Here is a 26,604-nt window from a genome sequence, read left to right as displayed (position 1 = left end):
CACACCGCCACGGCCGGCCGAACAGGGGATCCCATGGCCAGCACCGCACCGCGCGCGTGGCAGGTCGTGCTCGAGCGCATCGAGAGCGATCTGCGTGACGGGCGACTGGCAGCGGGCGACCGACTGACACCGGAACGCGAACTCGCGACACAGCTCGGCGTCGGCCGCTCGAGCGTCCGCGAAGCGGTCCGCGTGCTCGAGGTGCTCGGTGTCGTTCGCACCGCGACCGGTTCGGGACCTACGGCGGGGGCAATGATCGTCACCACCCCCCGCGGTGGTCTCGCGGCCTTCCTGCGGCTGCAGGTGGCGGCCAACGGCTTCCCCCTGGCCGACGTCGTCCGCACACGCATCGTGCTCGAATGCGACGTCGCCGAGCGCCTCGCGCAGGCGCACGTCGATCTTTCCGGTGCCGACGACCTGCTGGGAGCGATGGATGCCGACGGCCTCACGCCGGGGGAGTTCCTCGCCCTCGACGCGCGCTTCCACCAGACCCTCGCCGAGGCGTCGGGCAACGCCGTGATCTCGGCGATGATGGCCGGGCTCCGCAGTTCCATCGAGGAGTACACGGGGGCCGGGGCTACCCGCCTGGACGCGTGGCCGACGGTGGTGGACCGGCTACGGCGCGAACACCGGCACATCGTCGACGCGGTGTCGCGCGGCGAGGCCGACGAGGCACGTGAGGCCGTCCGCGCCCACATCACCCGCTACTACACCGAGGTGGCGGAGGCTCAGCGTGTCGACGCCGCCGATTCCGACATCGTCGTGACCACCGCCTGAGGAGGGCCCCGTGACAGATCGACCCGCGCGTCCGCCGCGTCCCCAGCACATCCTGCACGTCGTCTCGACAGAGCGGCTGAGTCCGCACCTCGTGCGCATCCACGCCCGCGGCGATGACCTCGCCGCGTTCCGCGAGAGCCCGTACACCGATCGCTACGTGAAGATCACTTTCGTCAAGTCGGAGCTCGGTCTCGAACCGCCGTACGATCTCGCTGCGCTCCGTGAGACCCTTCCCCCGGAAGACCTGCCCGTGACCCGTACGTACACGGTCCGCGCGGTGGACGGCGATCAGCTCACCATCGACTTCGTCGTGCACGGAGACGAGGGACTCGCCGGACCCTGGGCCGCGCGCGCACAACCCGGCGACCGTCTTGTCGTGTCCTCGCCCGGCGGGGGGTACGCACCCGACCCCGACGCGGCCTGGCACCTGTTCATCGGTGACGAGTCGGCGATCCCGGCCATCGCGGCGGCTCTCGAAGCCCTGGCACCGGATGCCGCCGGAGTGGCGTTCCTTGAGGTGCAGAACGCCGAGGAGCAGCTCGATCTCGTCGCCCCGGCCGGAGTGCGCATCGTGTGGGTGCACCGCGGCGCAGCCGAGGCCGGCGCGACACCGGTCCTGGCCGACGCGGTGGCCGAATGGCATCCGTTCGACGGGCGAGGTCAGGTGTTCGCGCACGGGGAGCGCGAGAGTATGAAAGCGCTGCGCGACATCGTCTTCGGTCGCTGGGGGCTGGCGCGCGACCAGGTGTCACTCTCGGGGTACTGGGCCTACGGCCGCACGGAAGACCGCTTCCAGGCCGAGAAGCGCGAGCCGATCGGCCAGATCGTCTGAGGTAGCCGCGGGGTCGGTAGCGGTCGTGGCCCGGCGCGGTCGGGACGCCTCGCAAGCCCCGGCCCGGTCCGGTGTCCGCGCGGGTGGACTCCGGCGCCGTCCGGTGGCCGCGAGGGTGGGATCCGGTGCCGTCGAGTGCCCCGACCGGGGCCGCTGGGCCGGACGGAGCGGCCGGGACCAGTCGTACCGCAGTGGCGCGCCCGGGCGTGGTCGTCGCTGTTACTCTCCGGCGCGTTCGGGAAGCGTCGGCAGGAGCTTCTCGAGGAACGAAGCGGTGTCTTCCCAGCCGTGTACGGCCCGGCACTCGACGCCCATCGCGAGTACCGGGTAGTCGTTGCCGTCGGGGTCGAGGCGGTCGCCCACGAAGAGCATGTCGTCGAGGGGGATCCCCGTGGCTTCGACGAGCTTGTTCATGCCGTAGGCCTTGTCGATGCCGCGGTGGGTGATGTCGACCGAGGTGGAGCCGCCCGAGCGCACCTCGAGGTCGGGAATGCGGGCGGCCACCGCCTCGCGCAGGCTGTTCTTCTTCTCGCCCGTGGGGTCCCACGCCATCTTCGCCTCGAGAGGGGCGGACTGCCCGAGGGCCGAGAAGGTGATCTGCGAGCCGCGGTCCTCGAGGATGTCGCCCCACGGCTCGGCCTCCCAGAGGCCCAGTCGCTCGGCTTCTTCGCGGACGGCGGACAGTGCGCGCTGCTTCTCGTCGTCGGTGAGGGAGTGGGCGTAGACCGTCTCGACGCCCTCGGCGGTCAGGCGGTAGTACTGCGTGCCGCAGGTGGGCATGAGGTGGAAGTGCGCGAGCAGCGCGGGCGCGGCCTGCGGCAGACGCTCGACGACCTGGGTGCGGAACTGCTGCAGCTGCCCACCCGAGATGATGGCGACCTCGACGCGCTCCGCCAGGGCCAGCAGCAGATCACCGATGCGGGGGTCGATGGCCGACTTCGACGGGGCGAGGGTGTCGTCGAGGTCGAAGGCGACGAGGCGGGGCGAGGCGTCGGACACGGTTCTCCTGGAGGTCTCGGGGTCGCGGTGAGATCAACGCCCGTCGAGGCGAGCACGGCGCGGAGCCGCAGACGGCCCGCATCGATTCTACGGGGGACTGGTCGTGCTCCCCGTCGGGTGAACCCCAGGGCGCTCGAGGGCGAGAGGGAGGACGTTCACGCGTTCGGGAAGAGGGGCCAGGACATATCGCCGATGGCCATGACCGACGCGACGCGGGCACACCGACACGAGGAGCCTCCCGCATTCCCGCGGGAGGCTCCTCGTGTTAGACGGCTCGAGCAGACTGATCGTCTGCCGTATGAGTCGTTTCTGTTGTCGGGGTGACAGGATTTGAACCTGCGGCCTCGTCGTCCCGAACGACGCGCGCTACCAAGCTGCGCCACACCCCGTGAGCAACTTGAAAAGTCTACCCTGTTCCGACCCCTGCTCCGAACCAGCGTCGAGGTTCGGGCGCGTCGTGGGAGAGTCCACGTCGTCCTCGGCTGGAGTGGCACCCGCTGCGGGGGAGGCGGTTTGCGGCCGTCCTCGATGCGGGACGACGAGGACGGCCGCGAAGGTGGAGCCGGCGGCGGGATCGATGCGAATAGTCGCGGCGGCGGCCGGGCCACCAGTCGGGATCAGATCGCCGGGCCCGACCAGGCGCCGGACGCGATCAGATTTTCGGAGTGGACCGACGCCGCGCCACAGTCCAGGCGATCACTCCGATCCCGATCACGGCGGCCGCCGCCCCACCCGCACCTCCCAGTGACGCCGCGGACATTCCCGTCGAGGCCAGGGCCGCGGGGGCGGCGGACGCGGACGGCGCGGGAGCCGGCGGAGTCGTGACGGCGGACGGAGGCGTGGCAGACGGGGTCGGATCGCTCGGAGGGGGCGTGGGCGCGAGCTGCTCGGTCTGCGCGGGAGTGGCGAAGCGCTCCTGCCAGAGGTAGTCGGCCGGGAGGTGGGCGAGGGCGTCGGCATCCTGATCCGCTCGATCGACGCGCCACACGGCCGTGTAGACACCCGGTCCGGGCAGGTGCTCCGACGCGACCTCATAGGCGCCGGGCCCGGTGCTCGGGTCCGTTCGCAGGTCTAGGCGCATCACGGGGTCGATGTTCGACGGGATCTCGGCCGATTCGGCCGGAAAGGCGCCCGTTCGATAGACGTCGGCGGTTGCGGCGATCACCACGAACGAACCGTCGGCATGGCGTGGCCACACGCCGTCGGCGGTCGACACGGTGACGCGATCGATGAAACGACCGTCTTCGATGCGAGCGGTCGTCTCGATGCGCGGGGAGAAGCGCACGAGTCGGGGCGTCGCATCCTGTGCCGACAGCGTGAACGTCGTGGGGCCGGCGGGTCCGGCGGATTCCTGTTGTCCGGGCGTGGAGTAGTAGTGGATCGCGGCGGAGCGCACGGAGAAGGACCCCGTCGCGCGGACCGTGTACGGACGGCCGCCGTCGGACGAGGACGCGGGCGCGATGATGTCGTAACTCTGCCCGGGGCGCACGTCCGCACGATCACCTCGACCGGTGTCGGCGAAGACGGCGTTCTCGAGGTGCAGACTGCCCGTCGCGGAGGGGTCCACATCGGCGGTCACGGTGCCGCGGGTCGGGTCGTCATCGCGCGTCGTCAACGCCAGCGCACCTCCGACGCGTGGAACGGCGATGCTCTCGGCCTCCGCGAGGTAATGCACCGCCCGTTCCTGCACCGCCGCGCTGTTCTCGGGACTTGCTCGTCGCATGATGTAGTCGATCGCCTCGGGGAAGCTGTCGCCGGTGTACCCCCACGAGTGAAGGGTGGTGTCGCGGTCGACGATCGCTTTGACGGCCCACCCGACGCCGGCTGCCTGCACGGGATCGTCGGTCTGACCGTAGGTGCTGACCAGGTGGTTGATCGACACCAGCTGCTGCGGGCTCAGGCCGTTGACGTCCGACGAGACACCGCGATCGGTCGTGGGATCGGTGGCGACGGGGAGGCCCGGATGGATGCAGTAGGTGTGCACATCGCCCACCCGCATCGAGCCGTGCCAGCCCGTGCGTGACAGCGGCGCCCAGGTGCCGAAGCCGGTGCCACGATCGGCGGCGTGGGCGGCCGGAGCCACGCCGAGACCGCCGAGGAGCGCCGCGATGACGGCCAGTGCGGCGAGAGTTCGTCGATGTGACGGAGGAGGGTGATGCATGTGAGGAGTCCCTTCGTTCGAGGAGACTCGATCGTCCATGACGACGCCCGCGCGACAACGAGGCAAGGGGCCGATCCGTGCACGGATCGACCCCTTGCGTGGGTGGGGAGGATGCCTCAGCGGGGCAGCAGCGTCAGAAGGGTCGCCTCGGGGCGACAGCCGAACCGCACGGGCGCGTAGATCGAATGGCCGAGACCCGCGCTCACGTTCAACGGCACCGTGCGTCCGTCGTGGGTCCACTCGCTGAGGCCGCGGGCCTGGTCGAGCGGGATGTCGCAGTTGGAGACGAGCGCGTTACGGCTGAACGGTACGCGCACCTGTCCGCCGTGGGTGTGGCCCGCCAGCAGCACGTCCGCGCCGAGGTCGGTGAACGTGTCGAGCGTGCGCCGGTAGGGCGCGTGCATCACGCCGAGGGTGATGTCGGCGGTATCCAGGGTCTCGACGACCGGCGGGATCAGCTCGGGGTGATCCCAGCCGCGGTGGCCGTCGTTCACGCCGAAGGCGGTCACGCGCAGCCCCTTGATCTCCAGCGACACAGCCGTGTCGTCGAGGATGCTCCACCCGAGGTCGTCGGTGAAGAAACGATCCAGCGCGTCGACGTCGAGGTGCTTGTGCGCCGGCAGATGCCCCGACGGACCGATGAAGTAGCGGAACGGGTTGCGCGGAGCCGGCTCCTGGTAGTCGTTCGAACCGTGCACGACGAGACCGGGCACACCGCGCAGGGGGGACAGAGCCGTGCGGATGCCGGTGAGCCCGTCTCGATGTCCGAGATTGTCGCCCGTGTTGACGACGAGATCGGGGGAGAGCTCCGCCAGGCGTGCCATCCACTCCTGCTTGCGGTGCTGCCACGGCGCCATGTGCGCGTCGGAGACATGGAGGACGCGGAGGGGCTCCGCGCCCTTCGGAAGGACACGGAGCGCGTGGTAGCGCACCGTGAAGAGGTAGCGCTCGACGCCCACACCCCAGGCGGCGGCCCCGACAGCCGCCGCCCCCGCGACCCCGAGGGGCGCGAGGGCGGCGGTCACGAGAGGGCGCGTCACGGGCATTCCCGCGCCACGACCGACAAAGCGATCGCCGTGCTCCTGTTGGCCGCGGTGCCGCCTGAAGGGTTGGTGCTGACGACCTGGCCCTCGGCCGGGGCGTTGGCGTCGCGCTGGCATGCCCCGATGGAGATGCTGCCGTAACCCGCACCGGCGAGCGCCGCCTGGGCTGCGGGGACGGTCTGGCCATCGACGTTCGGCACGGTGCCGGTCTGCCCGTTACCGGGGTTGATCGTGATGGTGGAACCGGCCGGGGCCGAGCCGCCGTTGGGGCTCTGCGCGGCCACGGTGCCCTCGCCGGACGCGGAGTCGACGGGGTCGCCCACGGTGACGCGGAAGCCGGCGCCGGTCAGGGTCGACCGGGCGCTGTCGATGCTCTGACCCACGACGTTCGGCAGATCGCGCTGCTGCGTGCGCAGCAGGTTCGAGACGGGGTCCGGGAACCGGTCGCCGCCGTAGAACTCGTTGGCGGCGCTCTGGATGTCGCGGGCGAGCACGTAACGCATGTCGCTGAGCTGGGTGCCGTTGAAGTACTGCCCGAACAGGTCGACGTCACCGTCCCAGTTGCCGACCCACACCGCGGTGGTGGCGTTGGTCGACGACTCGATCATCCAGGTCTCGTGGCCCTCGTGGGTTCCGGTCTTGCCCATCACAGCGGTGCCGTCGAAGGGATTGGCCGTCGACCCTGTTCCGCCTCGCGCCATGACGCCCTGAAGGGCGTACGCGGCCGTGGCGGCGATCTCGGGTGTCAGAGCCGGCGAGCAGACGCGCTCCGGGATGGGGCGCTCTTCGCCGTCGGCGGTCGTGACCTTGTCGATGACCTTCGGCTGGCACTGGTTGCCGCCGTTGGCGACGGTGGCGTAGGCGCCCGCCATCGCGATGGGCGAGACGTTGTCGCTACCGATCACCTCGTTCGCATTTGCCATGAGGATCTCTTTGCCGTCGCCGGTCTTCACACCGAGCTTCTTGACGACGTTGGCGATGTCGCACAGGTCGAGTTCGGCGGCCATGGCGAGGTAACCGGTGTTGAGGGAGTCGCGCGTGAACATCATCGGCGTACCGACGTAGCCCTGGCTGTTGGCGAAGTTGTTGATGCGCACGCCGCCGGGGTTGACCCAGTTGCCCTGGCAGGAGTTCGTCATGTTCGGCACGGGTTGCAGGCGTCCGTTGAGCGTCTCGTTGAGCGAGTGACCCTTCTCGAGCCAGTCGACGAGGGTGAACAGCTTGAACGTCGACCCGACACTGAATCCGATCGAGCCGCCGTTGGTGGAATCCCCGGCGAAGACGATGGAGTTGTAGGACGGGTCGGACTGCGCCAGTTCCGGGTCCTGCGTGAACTTGGTGTTCTGCGCGATCGCCAGCACGCGGCCGGTCTTCGCCTCGAGGCTCACGGCGCTCGAACCGAACTTCATGCCCTCGACGCTCTGGGGCGTGTTCTCGTTCATCGTGTTCTGCGCGGCATCCTGCATCCGCCAGTCCAGCGTCGTCTGGATGGTCAGACCGTCCTGGCGGAGCGCGCGCACGCGATCGTCGGTCTCGGCACCGAAGGCCGGGTCGTTCAGGATCGTCGAGACGACGTACTGGCAGAAGTACGGGGCGCCCGAGGAGCCGCAGCCCTGCTCGGTCTCGGACAGCTTCGGCGTGATCGGCTCGATCGCGAACTGCACGTACTGCTCGTGCGTGATCTTGCCGTCGGCCTCCATGCGGCTCAGCACGTAGAGCTGACGACCCTTGGTCTCGCTGTAGCCGTCGGCCGCCGCGACGAGCTGCTCCTGCGTGATCTCGCCGTTGTCGCGCAGCGTGTAGAGCGCCTGGATGGTGCTCTGATCGACGTCGTCGATCGAGCCGTCGGGCTGCTTGTTGTACGCCGTTCCGTCGGCGTCGACGATCGAGCCCTCGACACGGTCGATGCGGAAGCGGTTGGGGTTCTGCACCATGCCGGCGAGCACCGCGGATTGCCCGATGTTCAACTGCGAGGCCGAGATGTCGAAGTAGCGCTTGGCTGCGGCGTCGATGCCGTAGGTCACGCCGCCGAAGTTGGCGATGTTGAGGTAGCCCAGAAGGATCTGATCCTTCGAGTACTCCTTCTCGAGCTGGATGGCGTAGCGCATCTCCTGCAGCTTGCGCTGGTAGCCCTCGGCGCCCTCGGCCTGCACGGCCGCGAAGGCACACTCCTGCAGCGCTTCGTCACGCGTCTTGCCCACCGGGTCGGTCTCGGTCGGCTCGACGGCCTTCGCGTCGCGCTCGCACCGCTGCACGAGCACGTTCTTCACGTACTGCTGGCTGATCGAGGAACCACCCTGCGTCTCGCCGCTGGCGGCGTTGTTCAGCAATGCGCGCGTGGTGCCGATCAGGTCGACACCGCCGTGCTGGTAGTAGCGGGGGTCTTCCGACGACAGGACGGCGTCGTACATGACGGGCGCGATCTGCTCGAAGGTGACGGGGGAGCGGTTCTGGTCGTAGAACTTCGCCAGCACCCGGTCGCCGGCCATCAGCGTGGTGGGCTGCATCAGCTCGTCGGGCTGCAGATAGCTCGGCATCTTGTCGAAGATCGTGATGGCGCTGGAGGCAGCGGCACCGGAGACGGCGATGGCCGGCGTCACGGCGGCGGTGACCAGGAGTCCGGCGACCGCGCTGAGTCCGACGAGGCCCAGGATGCCGCCGAGGGCACCGCTAGCCGTACGTTTGTTCTCGGGCATAGGCTTGATGCTAAGCGACGTTGCTGGGCGATGCCTTGAAGGCGTGCGCTCGCGCGCGTACGCCATTCGTCCGCGCGCGCACGATCAATGCGCGCCGAGCCATCGCCGGGAGCCCGACAATGACCACGTGGGAATACCTCACCACTCCGCTGCTGATCCACAACACCGCCGCCATCCTCAACAACTGGGGCAAGCAGGGGTGGGAGCTCGTGCAGGTGGTGCCCGGCCCCGAGGGGGGGCTCGTGGCCTATCTCAAGCGTCCGACCGGCGGCGGGACCGCCAACGCCGGCCTGGGTGCCGCTGAGGCCGCAGCCCGTCAGTTCGAGGGTCAGCAGTGAGCGTCTCCGAGCGCCTGTCCGCACTCGGCGTCGACCTTCCAGGCGTCGTTCCCCCCGTCGCCGCCTACATCCCGGCGAAGCGTCACGGGGATCTCGTCTACACGTCGGGCCAGCTTCCGATGGTGCAGGGCGCCCTCCCCGCGACAGGCAAGGTCGGTGAGTCCGGGGGCCTCGTCTCGCCGGCGGATGCCAGGTCGTATGCCCGTCAGTGTGCGCTCAACGCCATCGCGGCGGCGGCCGCGGTCGTCGGGGGTGTCGACAACCTCGGCGGCGTGCTCAAACTCACCGGCTTCGTGGCATCCGTGCCCGAGTTCACCGGCCAGCCGGCCGTCATCAACGGGGCGAGCGAATTGTTCGGCGAGGTGTTCGGCGAAGCCGGCGCGCACGCGCGTTCTGCGGTCGGTGTGCCCGTCCTGCCCCTGGACAGCCCGGTCGAGGTCGAGGTCGTCTTCACCGTCGTCTGACCACCGACGGCACTGCCAGGAAGCGAAAGCGTAACCTAGCGTGTCATTTCGGTTTTCAGAATATGCCCATCGAATGATTAGGGTATTTACGGGGAAGCGCACCTGCGCTCGCCTTCCACGTGATGTGGGGGGCACATTCTTTAGGGGAAAACGGGGAAACATGAAGAAGACGACGAAATTCTGGGCGGCCGGCGCAACGGCTCTCGCCCTCGCGGTCGGCGCCGGGATCAGCGTCCCCGCTGCCTACGCGGCCGACATCACGGGTGATGTACGGGTCACGCTGGACTTCACCACGCCCGACGAGGTCGAGGTCTCGGTCTGGGCGCAGAACACTTCGGCCGTCACCGCGTACGGCTCGGCGACGGTCGCCCAGACCAACGGGTGGGTCGAGACCTTCAGCGAGAAGCGCTTCGCGCCCGGTGAGACGTGGACCTGGTCGGCGTCATTCGACGGGTACGACTGCAGCGACCTCGACACCACCGCGGGTGTCGCTTTCGGTTCGTCCTCGCGTGGCGGCGACCCGGAGTGGACCTCGGGCGTCATCACGGCGTGGGACTCGCGCGTCACCGTGATCGGCTGCGACCTGCCGCCGACGCCCACGCCCACCCCGACTGTTACGCCGACCGCGACGCCCACGGCTACGCCCACGGCTACGCCGACGGCCACGCCCACGGCTACGCCGACCGCTCAGCCGACGTCCACGCCGACGCCGACCGCGACCCCGACCGGTGGCCCGACGCCGACCGCCACGCCGACGGCCACCTCGACGCCGACGGTTGCGCCCACCGCCACGCCCACGGCCACCGCGACCGCGGTGCCCGTGCCGGCCGGCAACGGTCAGTCCGGTAAGGGTTCGCTCGCGACGACCGGTATGTCCGGCGCCTCGCTGCTGCCGATCGCGCTGATCGCCGCCGGTGTCCTCGCCGCCGGTGCATTCATGCTGCTGCTGCGTCGCCGCCGCTCCATCTGATAACGACGAGACGGGGCCGTTCGGATGAACGGCCCCGTCTTCGTGTCTGCGGGCGGTGACGCCACGCGGCTGTCGTTGCGTGGATGCCCGGTCACCCGGCATCCACGCAACCACGATGTCATTTCACCTGGGCGCTGATCACGCTCATCACGGCGGTGTCGGCCAGTGTCGTGGTGTCGCCGACCTCGCGGCCTTCGGCCACATCGCGCAAAAGGCGGCGCATGATCTTGCCCGAGCGGGTCTTGGGCAGTTCGCCGACGATGTAGACGTCGCGCGGGCGGGCGATGGGCCCGATCTGCTCGCCGACCCACCGCCGGAGCTCATCGCCGAGACCGTCGACGGGCTTCTGCTTGAGGTAGCGGCTCTTGATGATCACGAATGCGACCACCGCCTGGCCGGTGGTCTCGTCGGAGGCACCCACCACGGCCGCTTCGGCCACGCCCTCGTGCCCGACGAGCGCGGATTCGATCTCGGCCGTCGACAGGCGGTGCCCCGAGACGTTCATGACGTCGTCCACGCGTCCGAGCAGCCAGACGTCGCCGTCCTCGTCGAGACGGGCGCCGTCGCCGGCGAAGTAGTAGCCCTTGTCGGCGAACTTGTCCCAGTACGTCTCGCGGTAGCGGTCGGGGTCGCCCCAGATGCCGCGGAGCATGCTGGGCCACGGCTCGGTGACGACGAGCAGGCCGCCGCTGCCGTTGGCGACGGGTTCACCGCTGTCGTCGACGACGGCGATCGAGATGCCGGGCACCGGCACCTGTGCGGAACCGGGCTTCGTCTCGGTCACCCCCGGGAGGGCCGAGATCATGATCGCGCCGGTCTCGGTCTGCCACCACGTGTCGACGATCGGCGTCTGATCGGCACCGATGATCTCGCGGTACCAGACCCACGCCTCGGGGTTGATCGGCTCGCCCACCGACCCGAGGAGACGAAGCGATGACAGGTCGAACTTCTGGGGAACGTCGCGGCCGATCTTCATGAACGAGCGGATAGCCGTCGGCGCCGTGTAGAAGATGGTCACGCCGTGCTTCTCGATGAGCTCCCACCAGCGGCCGGGGTGCGGCGTGTCGGGGGTTCCCTCGTACAGCAGCTGCGTCGCCCCGTTGGCGAGGGGGCCGTAGGTCACGTAGGTGTGGCCGGTGATCCAGCCGATGTCCGCCGTGCACCAGTAGACGTCGGTCTCGGGATGGACGTCGTGCACGACGCGGTTGGTGAACGCCGCCTGCGTGAGGTAGCCGCCCGACGTGTGCAGGATGCCCTTCGGCTTGCCCGTCGTGCCCGAGGTGTACAGGATGAACAGCGGCGTCTCGGCGGGGAAGGCTCGCGCCTCGTGCTCGGCCGACGCCTGCGGGACGATCTCGTGCCACCAGAGATCGCGATCGTTCGTCCACTCGACCTCGTTCCCCCCGCGCTTGACGACGATGACGTGCTCGACGGTCTCCTGGATGCCGGAGCCGTTGCGGTCGGCGAGCGATTGGTCGACCGCGGGTTTGAGGGGCGAGACCCTGCCCTTGCGCCAGCCGCCGTCGGCGGTGATGACGACCTTCGCTCCGGCGTCGTCGATACGGGCGCGGAGACTGTCCGCCGAGAATCCTCCGAAGACGACCGAGTGCACCGCGCCGATGCGGGCGACCGCCAGCATCGAGGCGATCGCCTCGGGGATCATCGGCAGATAGAGGGCCACACGGTCGCCCTGCTCGACGCCGAGATCGGTGAGCACGTTCGCGAGGCGCTTGACCTCGTCGGTGAGCTCGGCGTACGTGACGTTGCGCGAGTCGCCGGGTTCTCCCTCCCACCGCAGGGCGATGCGGTCACCGTGACCCGCCTCGACGTGCCGGTCGAGACAGTTGTAGGCGACGTTCAGCTCGCCGTCGGCGAACCACTCGGCGAACGGCGGATTCGACCAGTCCAGCACCCGCGTGAAGGGCGTGTGCCAATGCAGGTCGCGCGCCTGTTCGGCCCAGAATCCCTCGCGGTCGGCGGCCGCACGCTCGTACAGGGCGCGATCGCCCACGGCATGATCGACGAATTCGGCCGACGGTGGGAACCGGCGGGATTCGGAGAGGAGGTGGTCGATCTGGCTGCTCATCGCGGCGCTCCTTCGCGTTACGTGACGCCCGCGTCAGCGCACGGCGTCTTCACCTGGGTCACGCTATCGACCCCCTCCGATGCGGGCCACCTCCGATAGTTGGCATCCCCAATTCGGCGAAACAGGTGATATATCGCGATGAATAGGTGCGTCGAGTTGGTGCGGGGTTTTCGGCACGCGTAATCTAAGTGAGCCCGAACATCGCTTCCGGCATTTGCGTCCGGGGGGAGCCCCCCAATATTCCTCCGCCGCACGGCGGCATCCCTCGCCCCCCACTGACGGGATGCCGCCCCCTCCTTGTGCAGCCCCGTCGCCGATGATGCGTCGGCGGGTAGGTGGTTGGCCGCGGCCCCTCCCCAGGTGTCGCAGGTTCCCGGCCGTCCACGGATAGCCCGTCTTCGCCGACGGCGGAACACGCATCGTCCTTACGGTCGTCGGCATGTCCTCGCTCGCTCCGGTCCATCCGATCGACCCCGCCTCCGCCGCCTGGCGGGATCCTGCGCTGGCGTTCCTGCGCCCGTTCCTCGACGATCCCGCCGTCACCGATCTCTTCATCAACGGGGACCGGGGCCTCTTCGTCGACCGGGGCGACGGCGTCGAACGCGTGTCGTCCTGGCGCGCGAGCGAGACCGAGGTGCGCCACGTCGCCGTCCGTCTGATCGCGCTGGGTGGGCGTCACCTCGACGACGCCTCGCCGTGCGTGGACGTCCGCCTCCATCGAGGGGTGAGGGTCCACGCCGTCCTCGCTCCCGTCGCCGCGAGCGGCACGACGCTGTCGGTGCGCGTACCGCGCTGGGACGCACCCGATCTGTCGGATCTCGAACGCAGCGGAATGCTCTCCGCGCGTCAACGCGAGCCATCGCCCTCTCAGCCGGAGCGTCCGCCGACCGCGCACGTTCGCTGGTGGACACCGCGCTGCGCTCCCGCCCTTCCGACGACTCGCCCGACGACGCGGCGGAGACGGTCGCTTTCGCCCACCGTGCCGGGGTCCCGGCCGCGGAGCTGCTTCGCGCCGACGCCTGGCTCGCCCGACAGCGCGCACGAACCTCGGGGCGCACCGCGGCGGCACGGTTGTCGACGCGGCTGCTGCTGCCGCTCGGAATCTGCACGCTTCCCGCGTTCCTTCTTCTCGCGGTCGCCCCGATGATGCTCGGCATCCTGAGGTCCGGGGCCCTTCCGTGACCACGCCCCTTCCTCGTCCCTTCGACGCACTTCCCTCACCTCGACCCCAGGAGTTCTCCATGACCATGTTCCCGAACCCGTTCCGTCCGCAGCACCCGGCATCAGACCTGCCGACGTTGACGACCGCACGCGCCGGCGCGCTGTTCCTCGACGACCGCGGTGCGGCGACGGCCGAGTACGCCATCGCGACCATGGCGGCCGTCGCCTTCGCCGGTCTGCTCGTCGCCATCATGCGCAGCGACGAGGTCCGCGGCATCCTGACCGATCTGGTCCGACGCGCGCTCACCGTGCAATGACGCGGCGGCTGCTCGACGACCGGGGAGCCGTCACCGCGGAATTCGCGGTGGCTCTCCCGGCGGTGATCATCGTTCTCGCCCTCGGCGTCGGGGTCCTCGGATCGGCCGCGGCGACCGTGCGTCTGCAACACGCCGCGACGGAGGCCGCCCGCCTGCTCGGTCGCGGCGAAACCGACGCCCTCGCCGGCATCGCCGAGACCGGCGGGACGGCGTCCGTCGAGCGTCACGACGGGCTGGTATGCGTGGCAGCCGTGGCGCCCGTTCCGGTGGGACCGCCGCTGCCCGCCATCACCGCACGTGCGTGTGCGCTCGATGGAGGCCGGTGATGGCGGGCAGCGTCTCGGTCGTCGGTGTGGTCGCGACACTGGTGGCCGTGACGGTGTCGCTCGGCATCGCGGGCGCCGCGGCAGTCGAAGCCCAGCGGGTGGCCGGCGTCGCCGACGCGGCAGCTCTCGCTGCGGCCGACGCCGCGAGCGGGGCGGTGCCCGGCGCGCCGTGCGAGCAGGCCGGCCGGATCGCCGCGGCGCACGCGGTCCGTCTGATCGGGTGCGATCTGGAGGGTCTCATCGCCACCATCTCCGTCGGTGGGGCGTACGGTGGAATTCCATTCGATGCGCGCTCCCGGGCCGGACCCCCCGACGCGTCCGCCCCGTGAGACCTCCCGGAACCCGAACAGGGAGGCGTGTGTATGGTGTGCATCGACGAAAGGACCCCAGTGGCAAACGGCAAGAAGCTCGTCATCGTCGAGTCCCCGACGAAGATGAAGTCGATCCAGGGATACCTCGGCGACGACTACGAGGTGCTCAGCTCGGTCGGTCACATCCGCGACCTGGCGTCGAAGAAGGAGATCCCGGCCGACAAGAAGGCGGCGTACGGCAAGTACTCCATCGACGTCGAGAACGACTTCGACCCCTTCTACGTCGTGAACGACCGCAAGACCAAGACGGTCGCCGAGCTGAAGCGCGCACTCAAGGGCGCCGACGAAGTCCTGCTGGCCACCGATGGCGATCGCGAGGGCGAGGCCATCGCGTGGCACCTTCTCGAGGTGCTCAAGCCCAAGGTCCCCGTCCGTCGGATGATCTTCCACGAGATCACCAAGGACGCCATTCGCGATGCCGCGGAGCACACGCGCGACCTCGACGTCTCGCTCGTCGATGCGCAGGAGACGCGCCGTGTGCTCGACCGCCTCTACGGCTGGGACGTCTCGCCCGTGCTGTGGCGCAAGGTCGGTTCGGGCCGCGAAGGCACAGCCCTCAGCGCCGGTCGTGTGCAGTCGGCCGCGACGCGCATGGTCGTCGAACGCGAGCGCGAGCGCATGGCGTTCGTCTCGGCCTCGTACTGGGACGTCGAGGCGTTGGCCTCCCGTTCGGGCTCATCGTTCACCACGCGACTGAACCGCCTCGACGGCGCCCCCATCGCGCGCGGCGGCGACTACGACGACCTCGGTCAGCTCAAGAAGGCCGTCGTCGTCCTCGACGAGACGCGGGCCCGCGCGCTCGCCGACGCCATCACCGCGGCCGGGCGCGCCACCGTCGCCAAGGTCGAGGCGAAGCCGGGCACGCGCAGCCCCCGCGCCCCCTTCACCACCTCCACCCTGCAGCAGGAGGCCGGTCGCAAGCTCTCCATGAGCGCCAAGCACGCCATGGGCGTCGCTCAGCGTCTCTACGAGAAGGGCTTCATCACCTATATGCGTACCGACTCGGTCGCCCTCTCGGGTCAGGCCGTCTCGGCGGCGCGCGCGCAGGCTGTCGCCCTGTACGGCGACAAGGCCGTGCCGGCGAACCCCCGCGTGTACAAGAGCAAGTCGAAGAACGCGCAGGAGGCGCACGAGGCCATCCGTCCCTCGGGCGAGACCTTCCGCACGCCGGCGTCGCTCGCGTCGTCGCTCGACCGCGACGAGCAGAAGCTGTACGACCTCATCTGGAAGCGCACCGTCGCCAGCCAGATGGCGGATGCCAAATACGAGACGACCACGGTCACCCTCACGGTGAATGCCGGGGCCCAGGTCGCCGAGTTCACGGCATCCGGAACCGTCTACACCTTCAAGGGCTTCCTCGAAGCCTACGAAGAGGGCGCCGACGAGAAGCGCAACGACGACGACGCCGACCAATCGCTCCCCGCTGTCGCCGTGGGCGACGAACTCGCAGTCAGCGACGTGGAGCCCAAGGGCCACAGCACCTCGCCGAAGCCCCGCTACACCGAAGCGAGCCTGGTCAAGGCGCTCGAGGAGAAGGGCATCGGTCGCCCGTCGACCTTCGCCAGCATCATCGGCGTGATCCTCGATCGCGGATACGTCACCAAGCGCGGTCAGGCCCTCGTCCCCAGCTGGCTCGCGTTCAGCGTGGTGCGACTGCTCGAGGAGCACTTCGCCGACCTTGTCGACTACGACTTCACCGCCGCCCTCGAAGACGACCTCGACGCCATCGCGCGCGGAGAGCAGCGCCGCACCGAATGGTTGAAGTCGTTCTACTTCGGCTCGGACAAGCAGGTGGGCCTGCGGCACATCGTCGACAACCTCGGTGAGATCGACGCGCGTGAGCTGAACTCCACGCGCATCACTGACACCGCCACCCTGCGCTTCGGCAAGTACGGCCCGTACCTCGAGGTCACCGACCCGGCGGCCGATGCCGAGGCGAAGCCGCGGATCGTCAACATCCCCGAGGATCTCGCACCCGATGAACTCACGCCCGCCAAGGCGCAGGAACTCATCGACGCTCCGGTCGCGGGTGACCGGGTGCTGGGGGAGAACTCCGAGAACGGCAAGCTCGTCGTCGTGAAAGACGGCCGTTTCGGCCCCTACGTGCAGGAAGTGGATGCCGAGGAGCCCGAGGAGGTCGACCAGGCCACCGGCGAGGTCGTCGAGCAGCCGAAGAAGCGGGGGGCGAAGAAGGAAGTCGCCCCCAAGCCGCGCACCGCGTCACTGTTCCGTTCGATGTCGGTCGACACCGTCGACCTCGACACCGCGCTGCAGCTGCTCTCGCTCCCGCGTGTCGTGGGCACCGACCCCGAGACGGGCGCGGAGATCACCGCGCAGAACGGCCGCTTCGGTCCGTACCTGAAGAAGGGGACGGATTCCCGTTCGCTGGACGACGAGAAGCAGATCTTCGACATCACCCTCGAGGAGGCGCTCGCGAAGTACGCGGAACCCAAATACGGCGCGCGCCGGGCATCGAGCGCGCTGAAGGAGTTCGACGCCGACCCCGTCAGCGGCAAGCCGATCAAGCTCAAGGACGGCCGGTTCGGCCCGTACGTCACCGACGGTGAGACCAACGCGACGGTGCCGCGCGGCGAGAACGCGTTGGAGATCACTTTCGAGCGAGCGGTCGAGCTCATCGCCGACAAGCGAGCGAAGGGTCCGGCTCCCAAGAAGGCGGCCCCCGCGCGCAAGACGGCGGCGACGAAGACGACGGCGGCGAAGACCACGGCGACTCGGACGACAGCGGCTAAGGCCACAGCGACCAAGACGACGGCGGCCAAGACGACGGCGGCCAAGACGACGGCGGCCAAGACGACGGCGGCGAAGACCACGGCGACTCGGACGGCGGCGGCCAAGACCACGGCGACTCGGACGGCGGCGACCAAGACCACGGCGACCAAGGCGGCCACGACGAAGGCGGCCGCAACGCCGTCGACGGCGACCACGACCCCGCGCAAGGCGCCGGCGAAGACGTCGTGACAGACGACCTCACCCGGCCGCTGCACGCCCCCCGGGCCGCGGCGGCCGGGGGGCCGGGGCTGTTCGTCACCTTCGAAGGCGGAGACGGCGCGGGAAAGACCACGCAGGCGTCGCTTCTCGAGCAGTGGCTCAAGGAGAAGGGTCGACGGGTCGTGCGTACGCGCGAGCCGGGCGGAACCGACGTCGGTGTGCGTATCCGCGAGATCGTCCTGCATCACCGCGGCCATATCGACGCCCGCGCCGAAGCGCTGTTGTACGCCGCCGACCGCGCGCATCACATCGCCACGCACGTGCGTCCGGCCGTGGCTCGCGGAGACGTCGTCATCCAGGACCGCTACCTCGACTCGTCCGTCGCCTACCAGGGGGCCGGCCGCGTCCTGGACGCCGACGACGTGCGTGCGCTGTCGCTGTGGGCGACCGATGGACTGCTTCCCGACCTGACGGTGCTCCTCGACCTCGACCCGGCCGCCGCGCGTCGCCGTCTCGACGCCGACGACAAACCCTTCGACCGGCTCGAGGCGGAGAAAGAGGACTTCCACGCGCGCGTGCGCGCCGGCTTCCTCGCTCTCGCCGCCGCCGAGCCTCGGCGCTTCCTCGTGCTCGACGCGGAAACGGCCCCCGACGACCTCGCCGCCCTCGTGCGCGAGGCGGTCGCGGAGCGTCTGGGCTGAGATCCGGGGAGCAAGCTGATTCCGCCGCGCCGCGGCATCCACCGTCCTCGCCCCCACGGCAGCTGCCGTGCTCCGCGACCACGTCGCCAAGGGTTTGCACAGCCGAACGCCAGCGGCGGTGTCGGACCCCGCGGTTAGGCTGGAGCCCATGTCCGTCGCCCTCGATTCGTCCCCGCAGGCCGTCGGCACGGCGCCCTTCCCGTGGGATGCCGTGTGGGGGCAAGACGAGGCCGTCGCGGCGCTGCGTGCGGCGGCGTCCATCCCCTCCTCCCTCGCGCACGCCTGGCTCATCACCGGTCCGCCCGGGTCCGGGCGCTCCACCCTCGCCTACGCGTTCGCCGCCGCGCTCATCGCCGACCCGGGCGACGAGCGCGCCCAACGGCAGGTGCTCGCCCGCACGCATCCTGATCTGACGGCGCTTCGCACGGAACAGGTCGTGATCCGGATCGACGAGGCCCGTCGCCTCGTCGAGCGCGCATCCTTCGCGCCGTCGCTCGGTCGGCACCGCGTGATCGTGGTCGAAGACGCCGATCGCATGTCGGAGCGCACGTCCAACGTGCTTCTGAAAGCGCTCGAGGAGCCGCCCGAGAAGACCGTCTGGGTGCTCTGCGCGCCGAGCGACGCCGACCTGCTGCCCACCATCCGCTCACGAGTGCGGGTTCTTCGACTGCGCGAACCGTCGGTCGCCGACGTCGCGGCGCTCATCGTCGAGCGCACCGGCGTCTCTGCCGAGATCGCCGAGGAGTCTGCTCGCCACGCGCAGCGCCACATCGGTATGGCCCAGCGCCTCGCGACCGACGACGACGCGCGTGCGCGCCGGGCCGAGACGCTCGCCGCCGTCCTGGCGGTGCGGGGCATCGGCGACGCCGTCGACGTCGCGGGTCGAGTGGTACGCCTGGCCACCGACGACGCCAAGGCCCTCACCGCCACCCGCGACGAAGAAGAGCGTCGGTCGCTCCTGCGCATGCTCGGCGTCGCCGAGGGCGCCGCCGTGCCGCCGTCGGTGCGCGGGCAGGTCAACGCCCTCGAAGACGACCAGAAGCGCAGGGCCACCCGCAGCCTCCGCGACGGTATCGACCGGGTGCTCACCGACCTGCAGTCGTTGTTCCGCGACGTCGTGATGATCCAGTACGGCCGCGAGGGAGATCTCGTCAACAGTGAGCGGCTCGACGCCCTGCGCGCCCTGGCAGCCGAGTGGACGCCTTCCCGCACGCTCGGGGTGCTCGATCGCATCTCGGTCACGCGCCGCAACCTCGAACAGAACGCCGCCCCGCTGCTCGCACTGGAGAGCCTCATGATCACCGTGGCGAACGGCTCGGCGCCGTGAGCCTGCGCCGCCGAATGACCGCCGCCATCGCGGGGATGGCGGGTCTGGCCCTCGTGCTGAGCGGGTGTCTCTACGCCCAGATCCCGCCGATGGCACCCGACACCGGTCGCTCACCGGCCCCGCAGACCGACGGCGTCGATGCATCCCTCCTGCCCTACTACGGCCAGACGCTGGCGTGGAGCGACTGCGGCAGCGTCGGCTTCGACTGCACGACGGTCACCGCACCCCGCGACTACGCCGATCCGTCGGCCGGCGACCTGCAGCTGGCGGTGATCCGCCACCGAGCGACGTCGGGTGAGCCGCTGGGGTCGTTGCTCACCAATCCCGGGGGACCGGGCGTCAGCGGGGTCGACACCGTGCGCGACTCGCTGTCGCTCGTGGCCGATGAGACCCTCACCTCCGCGTACGACGTCATCGGGTTCGACCCGAGGGGTGTCGGGCAGTCGTCCGCCGTGACCTGTTACGACGCGTCCGGCATGGACGCCTTCCTCTACGACATCCCCCCGGGAAAACGGGGGAGCGACGAACGCAACGCGGCCCTCGAACAACGGCAGACAGACTTCGCCCAGGCGTGCGAGGCGGGGAGCGACGGCATCCTGCCCTACATCTCGACCGAGAACGCGGCGCGCGACATGGATCTGCTGCGCGCGGTGCTGGGCGATGCGAAGCTCTCCTACCTCGGCTTCTCGTACGGGTCGCTGCTCGGGGCGACCTATGCCGGCCTCTTCCCCGAACGGGTCGGGCGGATGGTGCTCGACGGCGGCATCGATCCGAGCCTCCCCGGCAGTGCGAGCGGTGTCGCTCAGGCCGTCGGCTTCGAGAACGCGTTGCGTGCCTTCATGGCCGACTGTCTGACGCTCTCGGACTGCCCGTTCGCCGGCTCCGTCGACGACGCGATGAGCGATCTGACCGCGTTGCTCGAACGGGTCGACGTCCGGCCGCTGACCAACGGCGACGGCCGCAGCCTCGGCGCGGACACCCTCGTGACGGCTGTCCTCGCCGCGCTGTACAGCGACCAGAGCTGGCCGTATCTCCGCATCGCCCTCACCGACGCGCAGAACGGCGACGCGTCGGTCGCCTTCCAGCTGGCCGACTTCTACAACGGCCGCGAGAACGGGCAGTATCCGAGCAACACCCTCCAGGCGCTGCGCGCGTACAACTGCGTCGACTACCCCGACGAGGCCGACGCCGACGATGAGGCGCTCGAAGCGGAGCTCGAACAGAAGGCCCCCGTCGTCGCGCCCTACTGGGTCGGCCCCGACCCCTGCGCCGCGTGGCCCGCGCCCCCGACCGGGACGCGCGCCGCGATCACCGCGCCCGGCTCGCCGCCCATCGTCGTCCTCGGCACCACCGGCGACCCGGCCACGCCCTACACCGAGGCGCAGGCGCTCGCCGAGCAGCTCTCGCAGGGCGTGCTCGTGACGTACGTCGGCGAGGGCCACCTCGCCTACAACAAGGGCAACGCCTGCGTGAACGGCGCCGTCGACGACTACCTCGTCGAGGGCACCGTACCCGAGGCGGGGCTGCGCTGCGAGTGATGACCTCGCCTACGCTTGATCCGTCACACCCCGAGGAGACCCCTATGACAGCGCCCACCGCCGACCTGGCGACGTACATCGACCACACCCTGCTCAAGCCCGAGGCCACCCGCGCCGACGTCGAGCGACTCATCGCCGAGGGCGCCGAGCTGGGTACTTACAGCGTCTGCATCTCGCCGTCGTTCCTCCCCGTCGAGGTGCCCGCCGGTCTGAAGCTCGCCGTCGTCTGCGGCTTCCCCAGCGGCAAGCACCACGCCGAGATCAAGGCGGCCGAGGCGGCGCTGTCGGTCGCGCAGGGAGCTGACGAGATCGACATGGTGATCGACGTGGGCGCCGCTATCGAGGGCCACTACGAACTCGTCGAGTCCGAGATCCGCGCCGTGCGCGACGCCGCCCCGGCGCCGACCGTGCTCAAGGTCATCATCGAGTCGGCGGCGCTGAACGATGAGGCCATCGTGGCCGTGTGCGAAGCGGCGGTCGCCGCAGGAGCCGACTTCGTCAAGACCTCCACGGGGTTCCACCCCGCCGGCGGCGCCAGCGTGCACGCGGTCGAGCTGATGAAGCGCACGGTCGGCGATCGGGCCGAGGTGAAAGCCTCTGGTGGCGTTCGCACGCGCGATGCCGCCGAACAGATGATCGCCGCCGGAGCGACGCGCTTGGGACTGTCGTCCAGCCGCGACATCCTCGCCGACCGGTCCGCGAGCGGCGACTACTGATCGTCGCGTCGGGCGTGTGCGTCCGAGCGCGCTGGAGCATGTAAACTCGATGATCGTGCACGCGACAGCGCGCACATGCCGCCTTAGCTCAGACGGCAGAGCGATTCACTCGTAATGAATAGGTCAAGGGTTCGATTCCCTTAGGCGGCTCCGAAGGCCCTCACCCGCTTCCACCGGGTGGGGGCCTTTTCACGTCTGCGTGGTCTCGCATCCCGCATCCGGTTGGTGGACGCCTTCCCCAGCGGGCGGCGCCGGGGACCAGCGAGCCCGAACGATAGGCTGAAAACCCGCCCCCCACGACGGTCGTGCCCGTCCGCTACCCGCTGGAGTTCCCGTGTCGAATGCGATCGACGCCGTCATCGAGATCTTCACGTGGGTGGGCCTGGGCGCGGGGTTGCTGCTCGCCCTCGTCGCGGTGTTCCTCCTGCTCGCCGACGGCACATGGCTGCCCGCCCGAGCCGTGGTGGAGCCTGTCGGTGAGGGGCGGGTCGTGCGGTGGTTCGATCACGACGGGGGCGTGAACGAGGCGGCATTGTCGGCGCACGACGATGCCAAGATCGGTTCCGCCGACATGATCGACATCTTCTACCGGCGAGGGAGCGAGCACCGGATGCGTCTGACGCGCTCGTCGCCGCTCGTGCGGTTCGTGTCTCTCCTGGCTGCGGGTGTCCTGGCGCTGGGACTCGTGGCTTTCGTCGCATCGATCGTGATGCTGTTCGTTCGCGGGTAACCATTGACGCGAGGTGCATCTCGCTAGATAAGCTAGCGATATGTCCGATTCGCTCCGCCCCACCCTTCGCCGTTCCCGGCGCTCCGACGACGCTCCCCGCGTCTCGCGCTGGCTGCGGATCGGCATCCCGAGCCTGCTCGTGCTGCTGTGGGTGGTGGGAGGGTCGATCGGCGGTCCGTTCTTCGGAAAGGTCGACGAGGTCGCCACCAACGATCAGTCGTCGTTCCTGCCACAGTCGGCCGACGCCACACGGGTGAGCGAACGGCTGACGGACTTCACCGGCGGCGACACCATTCCCGCCATCGTCGTGGCCGCCACCGCAGATGGCAGCGCCCTCAGCGACTCCCAGGTCGCCGCCCTGCAGACGCTGGCCACCGATATCGCCGGCATCGACGGGGTGGCCGGAGACGCCTCACCCCCGGTCGTGTCCGACGACGGGAAGGCTGTGCAGATCTTCGTCCCCATCGACAGCTCCGGGGAAGTCCGCGAGGCGGTCGAGCAGGTGCGAGATGTGGTCGCCGGTGACGTTCCCGCCGGCGTCGATGCCTGGGTCACCGGCCCCGCGGGGTTCACCGCCGACCTCGTGAAGGGCTTCCTCGGCATCGACGGTCTTCTGTTGATCGTGGCGCTGGCGTCGGTGTTCGTCATCCTCGTCATCGTGTACCGCTCCCCCCTGCTGCCGATCCTCGTGCTGTTGACGTCGGTGTTCGCGTTGTGCGTCGCTCTGTTGACGGTGTGGTGGCTCGCCTTCGCCGGCATCGTCGTGCTGAACGGGCAGGTGCAGGGCATCCTGTTCATCCTCGTGATCGGCGCCGCCACCGACTACGCCCTGCTCTATGTCGCGCGGTTCCGCGAGGCGATCGGGTCGGGCGAGCGTCGGTGGGATGCCACGGTCCGAGCGTGGAAGGGAGCGGTGGAGCCCATCCTGGCCTCGGGGGGAACGGTCATCGCGGGACTGCTCTGCCTTCTGCTGTCGGATCTCGCGACCAACCGCGCGCTCGGCCCGATCGCCTCGATCGGCATCGCTTTCGCGGTGCTCTCGGCCCTCACCTTCCTACCCGCTCTGCTCGCCCTCTTCGGTCGTGCCGCCTTCTGGCCTTTCGCGCCGAAGCCCGGAGCCGCCTCGCTGCCGGCCGATCTCACCGCGCCCGCGAAGGGCCTCTGGCCGCGCCAGGCGCGCTTCGTCGCCCGTCGCGCGCGTCCGGTGTGGATCGTGTGCACGCTCGTGCTGCTGGCCGCGTGCGTCGGCGTCACGCAACTGCGCGCCGACGGCGTGCCCGCCAGCGATCTGGTGCTCGGCGCCTCGGAGGCGCGCGATGGCCAGACCGCGCTCGCCGAGCACTTCCCGGGCGGTTCCGGCAGCCCGGCCTACGTGCTCGTGCCGGAGGACCGCGCCGCCGAGGCGGTCGCAGTGATCGAGCGGACCGCGGGAATCGACAGCGTCGGAGTCCTCTCGTCCGATGCGCCCGGCGGCCAGGCGCCCGTCACGGCCGCTGACGGCACTCTGCAGACCACCGCGTTCGGTCCGCCCGGAACCGCCGCCCCCGCCCCGACCGTCTCCGACGGGGAGGTGCTCTTGGCGGCGACCCTGGCCGACACCGCCGACTCGGCGGCAGCCGCCGACACGGTGCGCGATCTGCGCGCGAGCCTGACCGCCGAGCTCGGCGAGGACACCGCCATCGTCGGCGGCGTCACCGCGACCGACATCGACTCGGTCGACACCTCGATCCGCGACCGCACGCTCATCATCCCGATCGTGCTGGTCGTCATCCTGCTCATCCTGATGGCGTTGTTGCGGTCGGTCGTTGCGCCACTCATCCTCATCGGCACGGTGATCGTGTCGTTCGGCGCGGCGCTCGGGGTGAGCGCGCTGGTGTTCGACGGCGTCTTCGGCTTCCCCGGCGCCGACCCCTCGGTGCCGTTGTACGGATTCGTCTTCCTGGTCGCGCTGGGGGTCGACTACAACATCTTCCTCATGTCGCGCGTGAGGGAGGAGTCTCTCGCGCACGGTACGCGACCCGGCATCCTGCGGGGTCTCGTCGCCACCGGCGGTGTCATCACCTCGGCGGGACTCGTGCTGGCCGCGACGTTCGCCGCCCTCGGCGTCATCCCGATCCTGTTCCTCGCGCAGATCGCGTTCATCGTGGCCTTCGGCGTGCTGCTCGACACCTTCGTCGTGCGCTCCCTGCTCGTGCCGGCGCTGGCCTACGACCTCGGCCACCGGATCTGGTGGCCGTCGAAGCTGGGCCGGAGGGATGCCGACGCGGCCGGCCGCGACGGGCGGGGCGTGGACGGACGACGCGCGCGTAGGCTCGACGCATGACCCGCGCCCTGTTCATCGTCGACGTGCAGAACGACTTCACCGAACGCGGTGCCCTCGGGGTCGAGGGCGGAGACGCGGTCGCCGAGCGCGTCTCGCGCTACCTCGATGCCCACGCCGGCGAGTACGCGCTCATCGTCGCCTCGCGCGACTGGCACAACGGCGACGACGACAACGGCGGCCACTTCTCGGCCGAGCCCGACTTCGTCGACACGTGGCCGGTGCACTGCGTCGGCGGCACGTACGGCGCCGCCTACGACGACGTGTTCGACACCACGCGGGTCACCCACCACCTCAAGAAGGGGCAGGGAAAGCCCGCCTACTCGCTCTTCGAGGGCGTATCGGACGACGGCGAGACCGCGGCGGCGATCCTCGACGCCCATGGCATCCGCGACATCGACGTCGTCGGCATCGCCACCGACTACTGCGTGCGCGCGTCCGCTCTCGACGCGCTAGCGGCCGGACGCCGTGTGCGCGTGCTCACCGATCTCGTCGCGGGCGTCCATCCCGTTTCCAGCGACGCCGCCCTGGTCGAGATCGCCGCCGCGGGAGCAGAACTGGCTGTATCCGAGGGCTGAACCCCGGTCAGCACGACAACGAGTCGTCGGTGCGGGGGATCGTGATCGTCACGGTCGTCCCCTCGCCCGGAACGCTGGTGATGCGCAGGATGCCGCCGTGCTCGCCGACGATGCGCTGCGCGTTCGTCAGACCACGTCCCTGACCGCCGTCTTCCGTATCGTCGAATCGTCCGCGGTGGCCACCGTGAAGGATGGCGGCCAGATCGTCGGCAGGGATGCCGCGACCTCGATCGTGCACGCGGACGGCGGCGCCCTCGTCGGTCTCGTAGGCGTCGACGTCGATGACGTCGTCGGAGTATTTTGCGGCGTTCTCGAGCACGTGCGCGACCGCGTGGCGCAGTCCTCGCACGTCGGCGCAGACCGGCACGGCATCCATCTGTCCGAACACGACGCGGCCGTGGGTGTCACCGGGAAGCACGAGTGAGGCCGCGTCGCGCGCGACCACGGCGAAGGTCTCGCTCCGCCGGCCCCGCCGTGCGTGGGCGTCGGCGACGCCCCCGAGCGTGTCCGCCACCGCGAGGATGCGATCGCCTGCCTCCGCCGCGAGCCGCAGCAGGCGGTGGTCGTGGCCGAGTTCTTCGCTGAGCAGCGCGAGGTGGTCGCGCAGCGCCGTCGCGGGGGCCAGCAGATCCTCGGCGACGGCGCGTCGGGCGGCGGCGCGCTCGTCGGACGCCCGTTTCTCGCTCGTGAGGTCGCGCACGATCTTCACGAACCCCAGCACTTGGCCCTGGTCGTTGCGGATCGCCGAGATGGTCACGCGCGCCCAGAGCTCGCTGCCGTCGTTGCGTACCCGCCAGCCCGTGTCCTCGACGTGTCCGTCGCGCTGAGCGGCGGCGAGCAGCTGATCGGGCACCCCGCGGCGACGTGCGTCCTCGCGGTAGAACTGCGAGAAATGGCATCCGATGATCTGGTCTTCGGTGTAGCCCTTGATGCGCTCTGCGCCCAGGTTCCATCCGCGCACGAATCCGCCGCTGTCGAGCTTGACGATGGCGAACAGGTCGACCTGTTCATCCCAGTCGCGCGGAACCGAGCGACGGATGCTGGTCAGCGCGCGCGGGGCGGGGACGGGCGAACCGGGCTCTCCGCCGGGAACGGCGCTCACGCGCGCACACCACCGGACAGGAGGGTGCGAACAGGAGGCATACAGCGATCATGCCCGAGCCGGTCCCGCCTCCGACAGCGATTGACACCGTGAGCCCGGTGC

23 protein-coding genes and 2 tRNA genes are annotated in these 26,604 nt (G+C 69.8%); 18 read left to right on the top strand and 7 right to left on the bottom strand.

What is annotated here, in order from left to right; translation table 11 throughout:
* The first annotated feature begins 33 nt into the window (after positions 1–33).
* Positions 34–777 carry a FadR/GntR family transcriptional regulator gene (locus tag FHS07_RS13605; protein WP_183420440.1) on the top strand — a complete coding sequence of 248 codons (744 nt, stop codon included), beginning with the start codon at positions 34–36 and terminating at the stop codon, positions 775–777.
* 10 nt (positions 778–787) lie between these two features.
* The gene (locus tag FHS07_RS13600; RefSeq protein ID WP_183420439.1) at positions 788–1,609 is read left to right on the top strand and encodes an SIP domain-containing protein; all 822 of its coding nucleotides are present in this window, start codon (positions 788–790) and stop codon (positions 1,607–1,609) included.
* Between the two features lie 219 nt (positions 1,610–1,828).
* On the opposite strand, the gene FHS07_RS13595 is transcribed toward FHS07_RS13600, so the two are convergent.
* The 5 genes from FHS07_RS13595 to FHS07_RS13575 form a co-directional block, all read right to left on the bottom strand.
* Positions 1,829–2,608, bottom strand: a complete 780-nt coding sequence (locus FHS07_RS13595) for an HAD-IIB family hydrolase (protein ID WP_183420438.1) — start codon at positions 2,606–2,608, stop codon at positions 1,829–1,831.
* A 315-nt stretch (positions 2,609–2,923) separates the two neighbouring features.
* Positions 2,924–2,997, bottom strand: a tRNA-Pro gene (locus FHS07_RS13590).
* Positions 2,998–3,260: 263 nt separating this feature from the next.
* A complete protein-coding gene (locus FHS07_RS13585; protein ID WP_183420437.1) occupies positions 3,261–4,769 on the bottom strand; it encodes a hypothetical protein in 1,509 nt (502 codons plus the stop codon).
* A gap of 116 nt (positions 4,770–4,885) precedes the next feature.
* Complete coding sequence (locus FHS07_RS13580) at positions 4,886–5,815, bottom strand: metallophosphoesterase (protein WP_183420436.1); 930 nt, start codon at positions 5,813–5,815, stop codon at positions 4,886–4,888.
* Positions 5,806–8,508, bottom strand: coding sequence for a transglycosylase domain-containing protein (locus FHS07_RS13575; RefSeq protein WP_183420435.1), 2,703 nt, complete (start codon positions 8,506–8,508; stop codon positions 5,806–5,808). Before FHS07_RS13575 ends, FHS07_RS13580 begins: the two co-directional genes overlap by 10 nt.
* A 119-nt stretch (positions 8,509–8,627) precedes the next feature.
* Between FHS07_RS13575 and sp36 the strand changes: the two genes are divergently transcribed.
* The 3 genes from sp36 to FHS07_RS13560 all read left to right on the top strand — a co-directional run bounded on the left by sp36 (position 8,628) and on the right by FHS07_RS13560 (position 10,280).
* Positions 8,628–8,846, top strand: coding sequence for a Sp36 family protein (sp36, locus tag FHS07_RS13570; RefSeq protein ID WP_183420434.1), 219 nt, complete (start codon positions 8,628–8,630; stop codon positions 8,844–8,846).
* Positions 8,843–9,310 (top strand): Atu1372/SO_1960 family protein, encoded by a 468-nt coding sequence (locus tag FHS07_RS13565; protein WP_183420433.1) that lies wholly within the window; start codon positions 8,843–8,845, stop codon positions 9,308–9,310. Before sp36 ends, FHS07_RS13565 begins: the two co-directional genes overlap by 4 nt.
* A gap of 160 nt (positions 9,311–9,470) precedes the next feature.
* Positions 9,471–10,280 (top strand): hypothetical protein, encoded by an 810-nt coding sequence (locus FHS07_RS13560; protein ID WP_183420432.1) that lies wholly within the window; start codon positions 9,471–9,473, stop codon positions 10,278–10,280.
* Between the two features lie 118 nt (positions 10,281–10,398).
* On the opposite strand, the gene acs is transcribed toward FHS07_RS13560, so the two are convergent.
* Positions 10,399–12,366, bottom strand: a complete 1,968-nt coding sequence (gene acs, locus FHS07_RS13555) for an acetate--CoA ligase (protein WP_183420431.1) — start codon at positions 12,364–12,366, stop codon at positions 10,399–10,401.
* A gap of 903 nt (positions 12,367–13,269) precedes the next feature.
* On the opposite strand from acs, the gene FHS07_RS16850 reads away from it, so the two are divergent.
* The 13 genes from FHS07_RS16850 to FHS07_RS13485 all read left to right on the top strand — a co-directional run bounded on the left by FHS07_RS16850 (position 13,270) and on the right by FHS07_RS13485 (position 25,400).
* Entirely contained in the window at positions 13,270–13,548 is a 279-nt protein-coding gene (locus FHS07_RS16850) for a hypothetical protein (RefSeq protein WP_183420822.1), read from the top strand.
* A gap of 59 nt (positions 13,549–13,607) precedes the next feature.
* Positions 13,608–13,844, top strand: a complete 237-nt coding sequence (locus FHS07_RS13540) for a DUF4244 domain-containing protein (RefSeq protein WP_246383591.1) — start codon at positions 13,608–13,610, stop codon at positions 13,842–13,844.
* Entirely contained in the window at positions 13,841–14,170 is a 330-nt protein-coding gene (locus FHS07_RS13535; protein WP_183420430.1) for a TadE family type IV pilus minor pilin, read from the top strand. The genes FHS07_RS13540 and FHS07_RS13535 overlap by 4 nt, the downstream gene beginning before the upstream one ends.
* Positions 14,170–14,499: an Rv3654c family TadE-like protein gene (locus FHS07_RS13530; protein WP_183420429.1), complete on the top strand. Its 330-nt coding sequence runs from the start codon at positions 14,170–14,172 to the stop codon at positions 14,497–14,499. Before FHS07_RS13535 ends, FHS07_RS13530 begins: the two co-directional genes overlap by 1 nt.
* A 60-nt stretch (positions 14,500–14,559) precedes the next feature.
* Complete coding sequence (gene topA, locus FHS07_RS13525) at positions 14,560–17,520, top strand: type I DNA topoisomerase (RefSeq protein ID WP_183420428.1); 2,961 nt, start codon at positions 14,560–14,562, stop codon at positions 17,518–17,520.
* A complete protein-coding gene (gene tmk, locus FHS07_RS13520; RefSeq protein WP_183420427.1) occupies positions 17,517–18,191 on the top strand; it encodes a dTMP kinase in 675 nt (224 codons plus the stop codon). The genes topA and tmk overlap by 4 nt, the downstream gene beginning before the upstream one ends.
* Before the next feature lie 148 nt (positions 18,192–18,339).
* Positions 18,340–19,518 (top strand): DNA polymerase III subunit delta', encoded by a 1,179-nt coding sequence (locus FHS07_RS13515; protein WP_183420426.1) that lies wholly within the window; start codon positions 18,340–18,342, stop codon positions 19,516–19,518.
* Positions 19,519–19,532: 14 nt separating this feature from the next.
* A complete protein-coding gene (locus FHS07_RS13510; RefSeq protein ID WP_183420425.1) occupies positions 19,533–21,056 on the top strand; it encodes an alpha/beta hydrolase in 1,524 nt (507 codons plus the stop codon).
* 44 nt (positions 21,057–21,100) lie between these two features.
* Positions 21,101–21,772, top strand: a complete 672-nt coding sequence (gene deoC / locus FHS07_RS13505) for a deoxyribose-phosphate aldolase (RefSeq protein ID WP_221189500.1) — start codon at positions 21,101–21,103, stop codon at positions 21,770–21,772.
* A 77-nt stretch (positions 21,773–21,849) separates the two neighbouring features.
* Positions 21,850–21,922 (top strand) — tRNA-Thr (locus tag FHS07_RS13500).
* A gap of 184 nt (positions 21,923–22,106) precedes the next feature.
* Entirely contained in the window at positions 22,107–22,502 is a 396-nt protein-coding gene (locus tag FHS07_RS13495; RefSeq protein ID WP_183420423.1) for a hypothetical protein, read from the top strand.
* Positions 22,503–22,542: 40 nt separating this feature from the next.
* On the top strand, positions 22,543–24,825 hold the full coding sequence (locus tag FHS07_RS13490) for an MMPL family transporter (protein ID WP_183420422.1): 2,283 nt from the start codon (positions 22,543–22,545) through the stop codon (positions 24,823–24,825).
* Positions 24,822–25,400, top strand: a complete 579-nt coding sequence (locus tag FHS07_RS13485) for an isochorismatase family protein (RefSeq protein ID WP_183420421.1) — start codon at positions 24,822–24,824, stop codon at positions 25,398–25,400. The genes FHS07_RS13490 and FHS07_RS13485 overlap by 4 nt, the downstream gene beginning before the upstream one ends.
* A gap of 7 nt (positions 25,401–25,407) precedes the next feature.
* Here the strand turns inward: FHS07_RS13485 and FHS07_RS13480 are convergent, their stop codons facing one another.
* The gene (locus FHS07_RS13480) at positions 25,408–26,502 is read right to left on the bottom strand and encodes an ATP-binding protein (RefSeq protein WP_343054723.1); all 1,095 of its coding nucleotides are present in this window, start codon (positions 26,500–26,502) and stop codon (positions 25,408–25,410) included.
* Positions 26,503–26,604: the final 102 nt, after the last annotated feature.

This window comes from Microbacterium proteolyticum, assembly GCF_014192415.1.
Lineage (GTDB): Bacteria > Actinomycetota > Actinomycetes > Actinomycetales > Microbacteriaceae > Microbacterium > Microbacterium proteolyticum.
This window is presented reverse-complemented; position numbering and strand designations above follow the sequence as displayed.

What these genes read in the sequence shown, in the direction of transcription:
- FHS07_RS13605 (WP_183420440.1), top strand. Translation starts at nt 34, where the DNA reads ATGGCCAGCACCGCACCGCGCGCGTGGCAGGTCGTGCTCGAGCGCATC.
- FHS07_RS13585 (WP_183420437.1), bottom strand. Translation starts at nt 4,769, where the DNA reads ATGCATCACCCTCCTCCGTCACATCGACGAACTCTCGCCGCACTGGCC.
- FHS07_RS13580 (WP_183420436.1), bottom strand. Translation starts at nt 5,815, where the DNA reads ATGCCCGTGACGCGCCCTCTCGTGACCGCCGCCCTCGCGCCCCTCGGG.
- FHS07_RS13575 (WP_183420435.1), bottom strand. Translation starts at nt 8,508, where the DNA reads ATGCCCGAGAACAAACGTACGGCTAGCGGTGCCCTCGGCGGCATCCTG.
- sp36 (WP_183420434.1), top strand. Translation starts at nt 8,628, where the DNA reads ATGACCACGTGGGAATACCTCACCACTCCGCTGCTGATCCACAACACC.
- FHS07_RS13560 (WP_183420432.1), top strand. Translation starts at nt 9,471, where the DNA reads ATGAAGAAGACGACGAAATTCTGGGCGGCCGGCGCAACGGCTCTCGCC.
- acs (WP_183420431.1), bottom strand. Translation starts at nt 12,366, where the DNA reads ATGAGCAGCCAGATCGACCACCTCCTCTCCGAATCCCGCCGGTTCCCA.
- FHS07_RS13540 (WP_246383591.1), top strand. Translation starts at nt 13,608, where the DNA reads ATGACCATGTTCCCGAACCCGTTCCGTCCGCAGCACCCGGCATCAGAC.
- FHS07_RS13535 (WP_183420430.1), top strand. Translation starts at nt 13,841, where the DNA reads ATGACGCGGCGGCTGCTCGACGACCGGGGAGCCGTCACCGCGGAATTC.
- FHS07_RS13530 (WP_183420429.1), top strand. Translation starts at nt 14,170, where the DNA reads ATGGCGGGCAGCGTCTCGGTCGTCGGTGTGGTCGCGACACTGGTGGCC.
- FHS07_RS13515 (WP_183420426.1), top strand. Translation starts at nt 18,340, where the DNA reads ATGTCCGTCGCCCTCGATTCGTCCCCGCAGGCCGTCGGCACGGCGCCC.
- FHS07_RS13510 (WP_183420425.1), top strand. Translation starts at nt 19,533, where the DNA reads ATGACCGCCGCCATCGCGGGGATGGCGGGTCTGGCCCTCGTGCTGAGC.
- deoC (WP_221189500.1), top strand. Translation starts at nt 21,101, where the DNA reads ATGACAGCGCCCACCGCCGACCTGGCGACGTACATCGACCACACCCTG.
- FHS07_RS13490 (WP_183420422.1), top strand. Translation starts at nt 22,543, where the DNA reads ATGTCCGATTCGCTCCGCCCCACCCTTCGCCGTTCCCGGCGCTCCGAC.
- FHS07_RS13485 (WP_183420421.1), top strand. Translation starts at nt 24,822, where the DNA reads ATGACCCGCGCCCTGTTCATCGTCGACGTGCAGAACGACTTCACCGAA.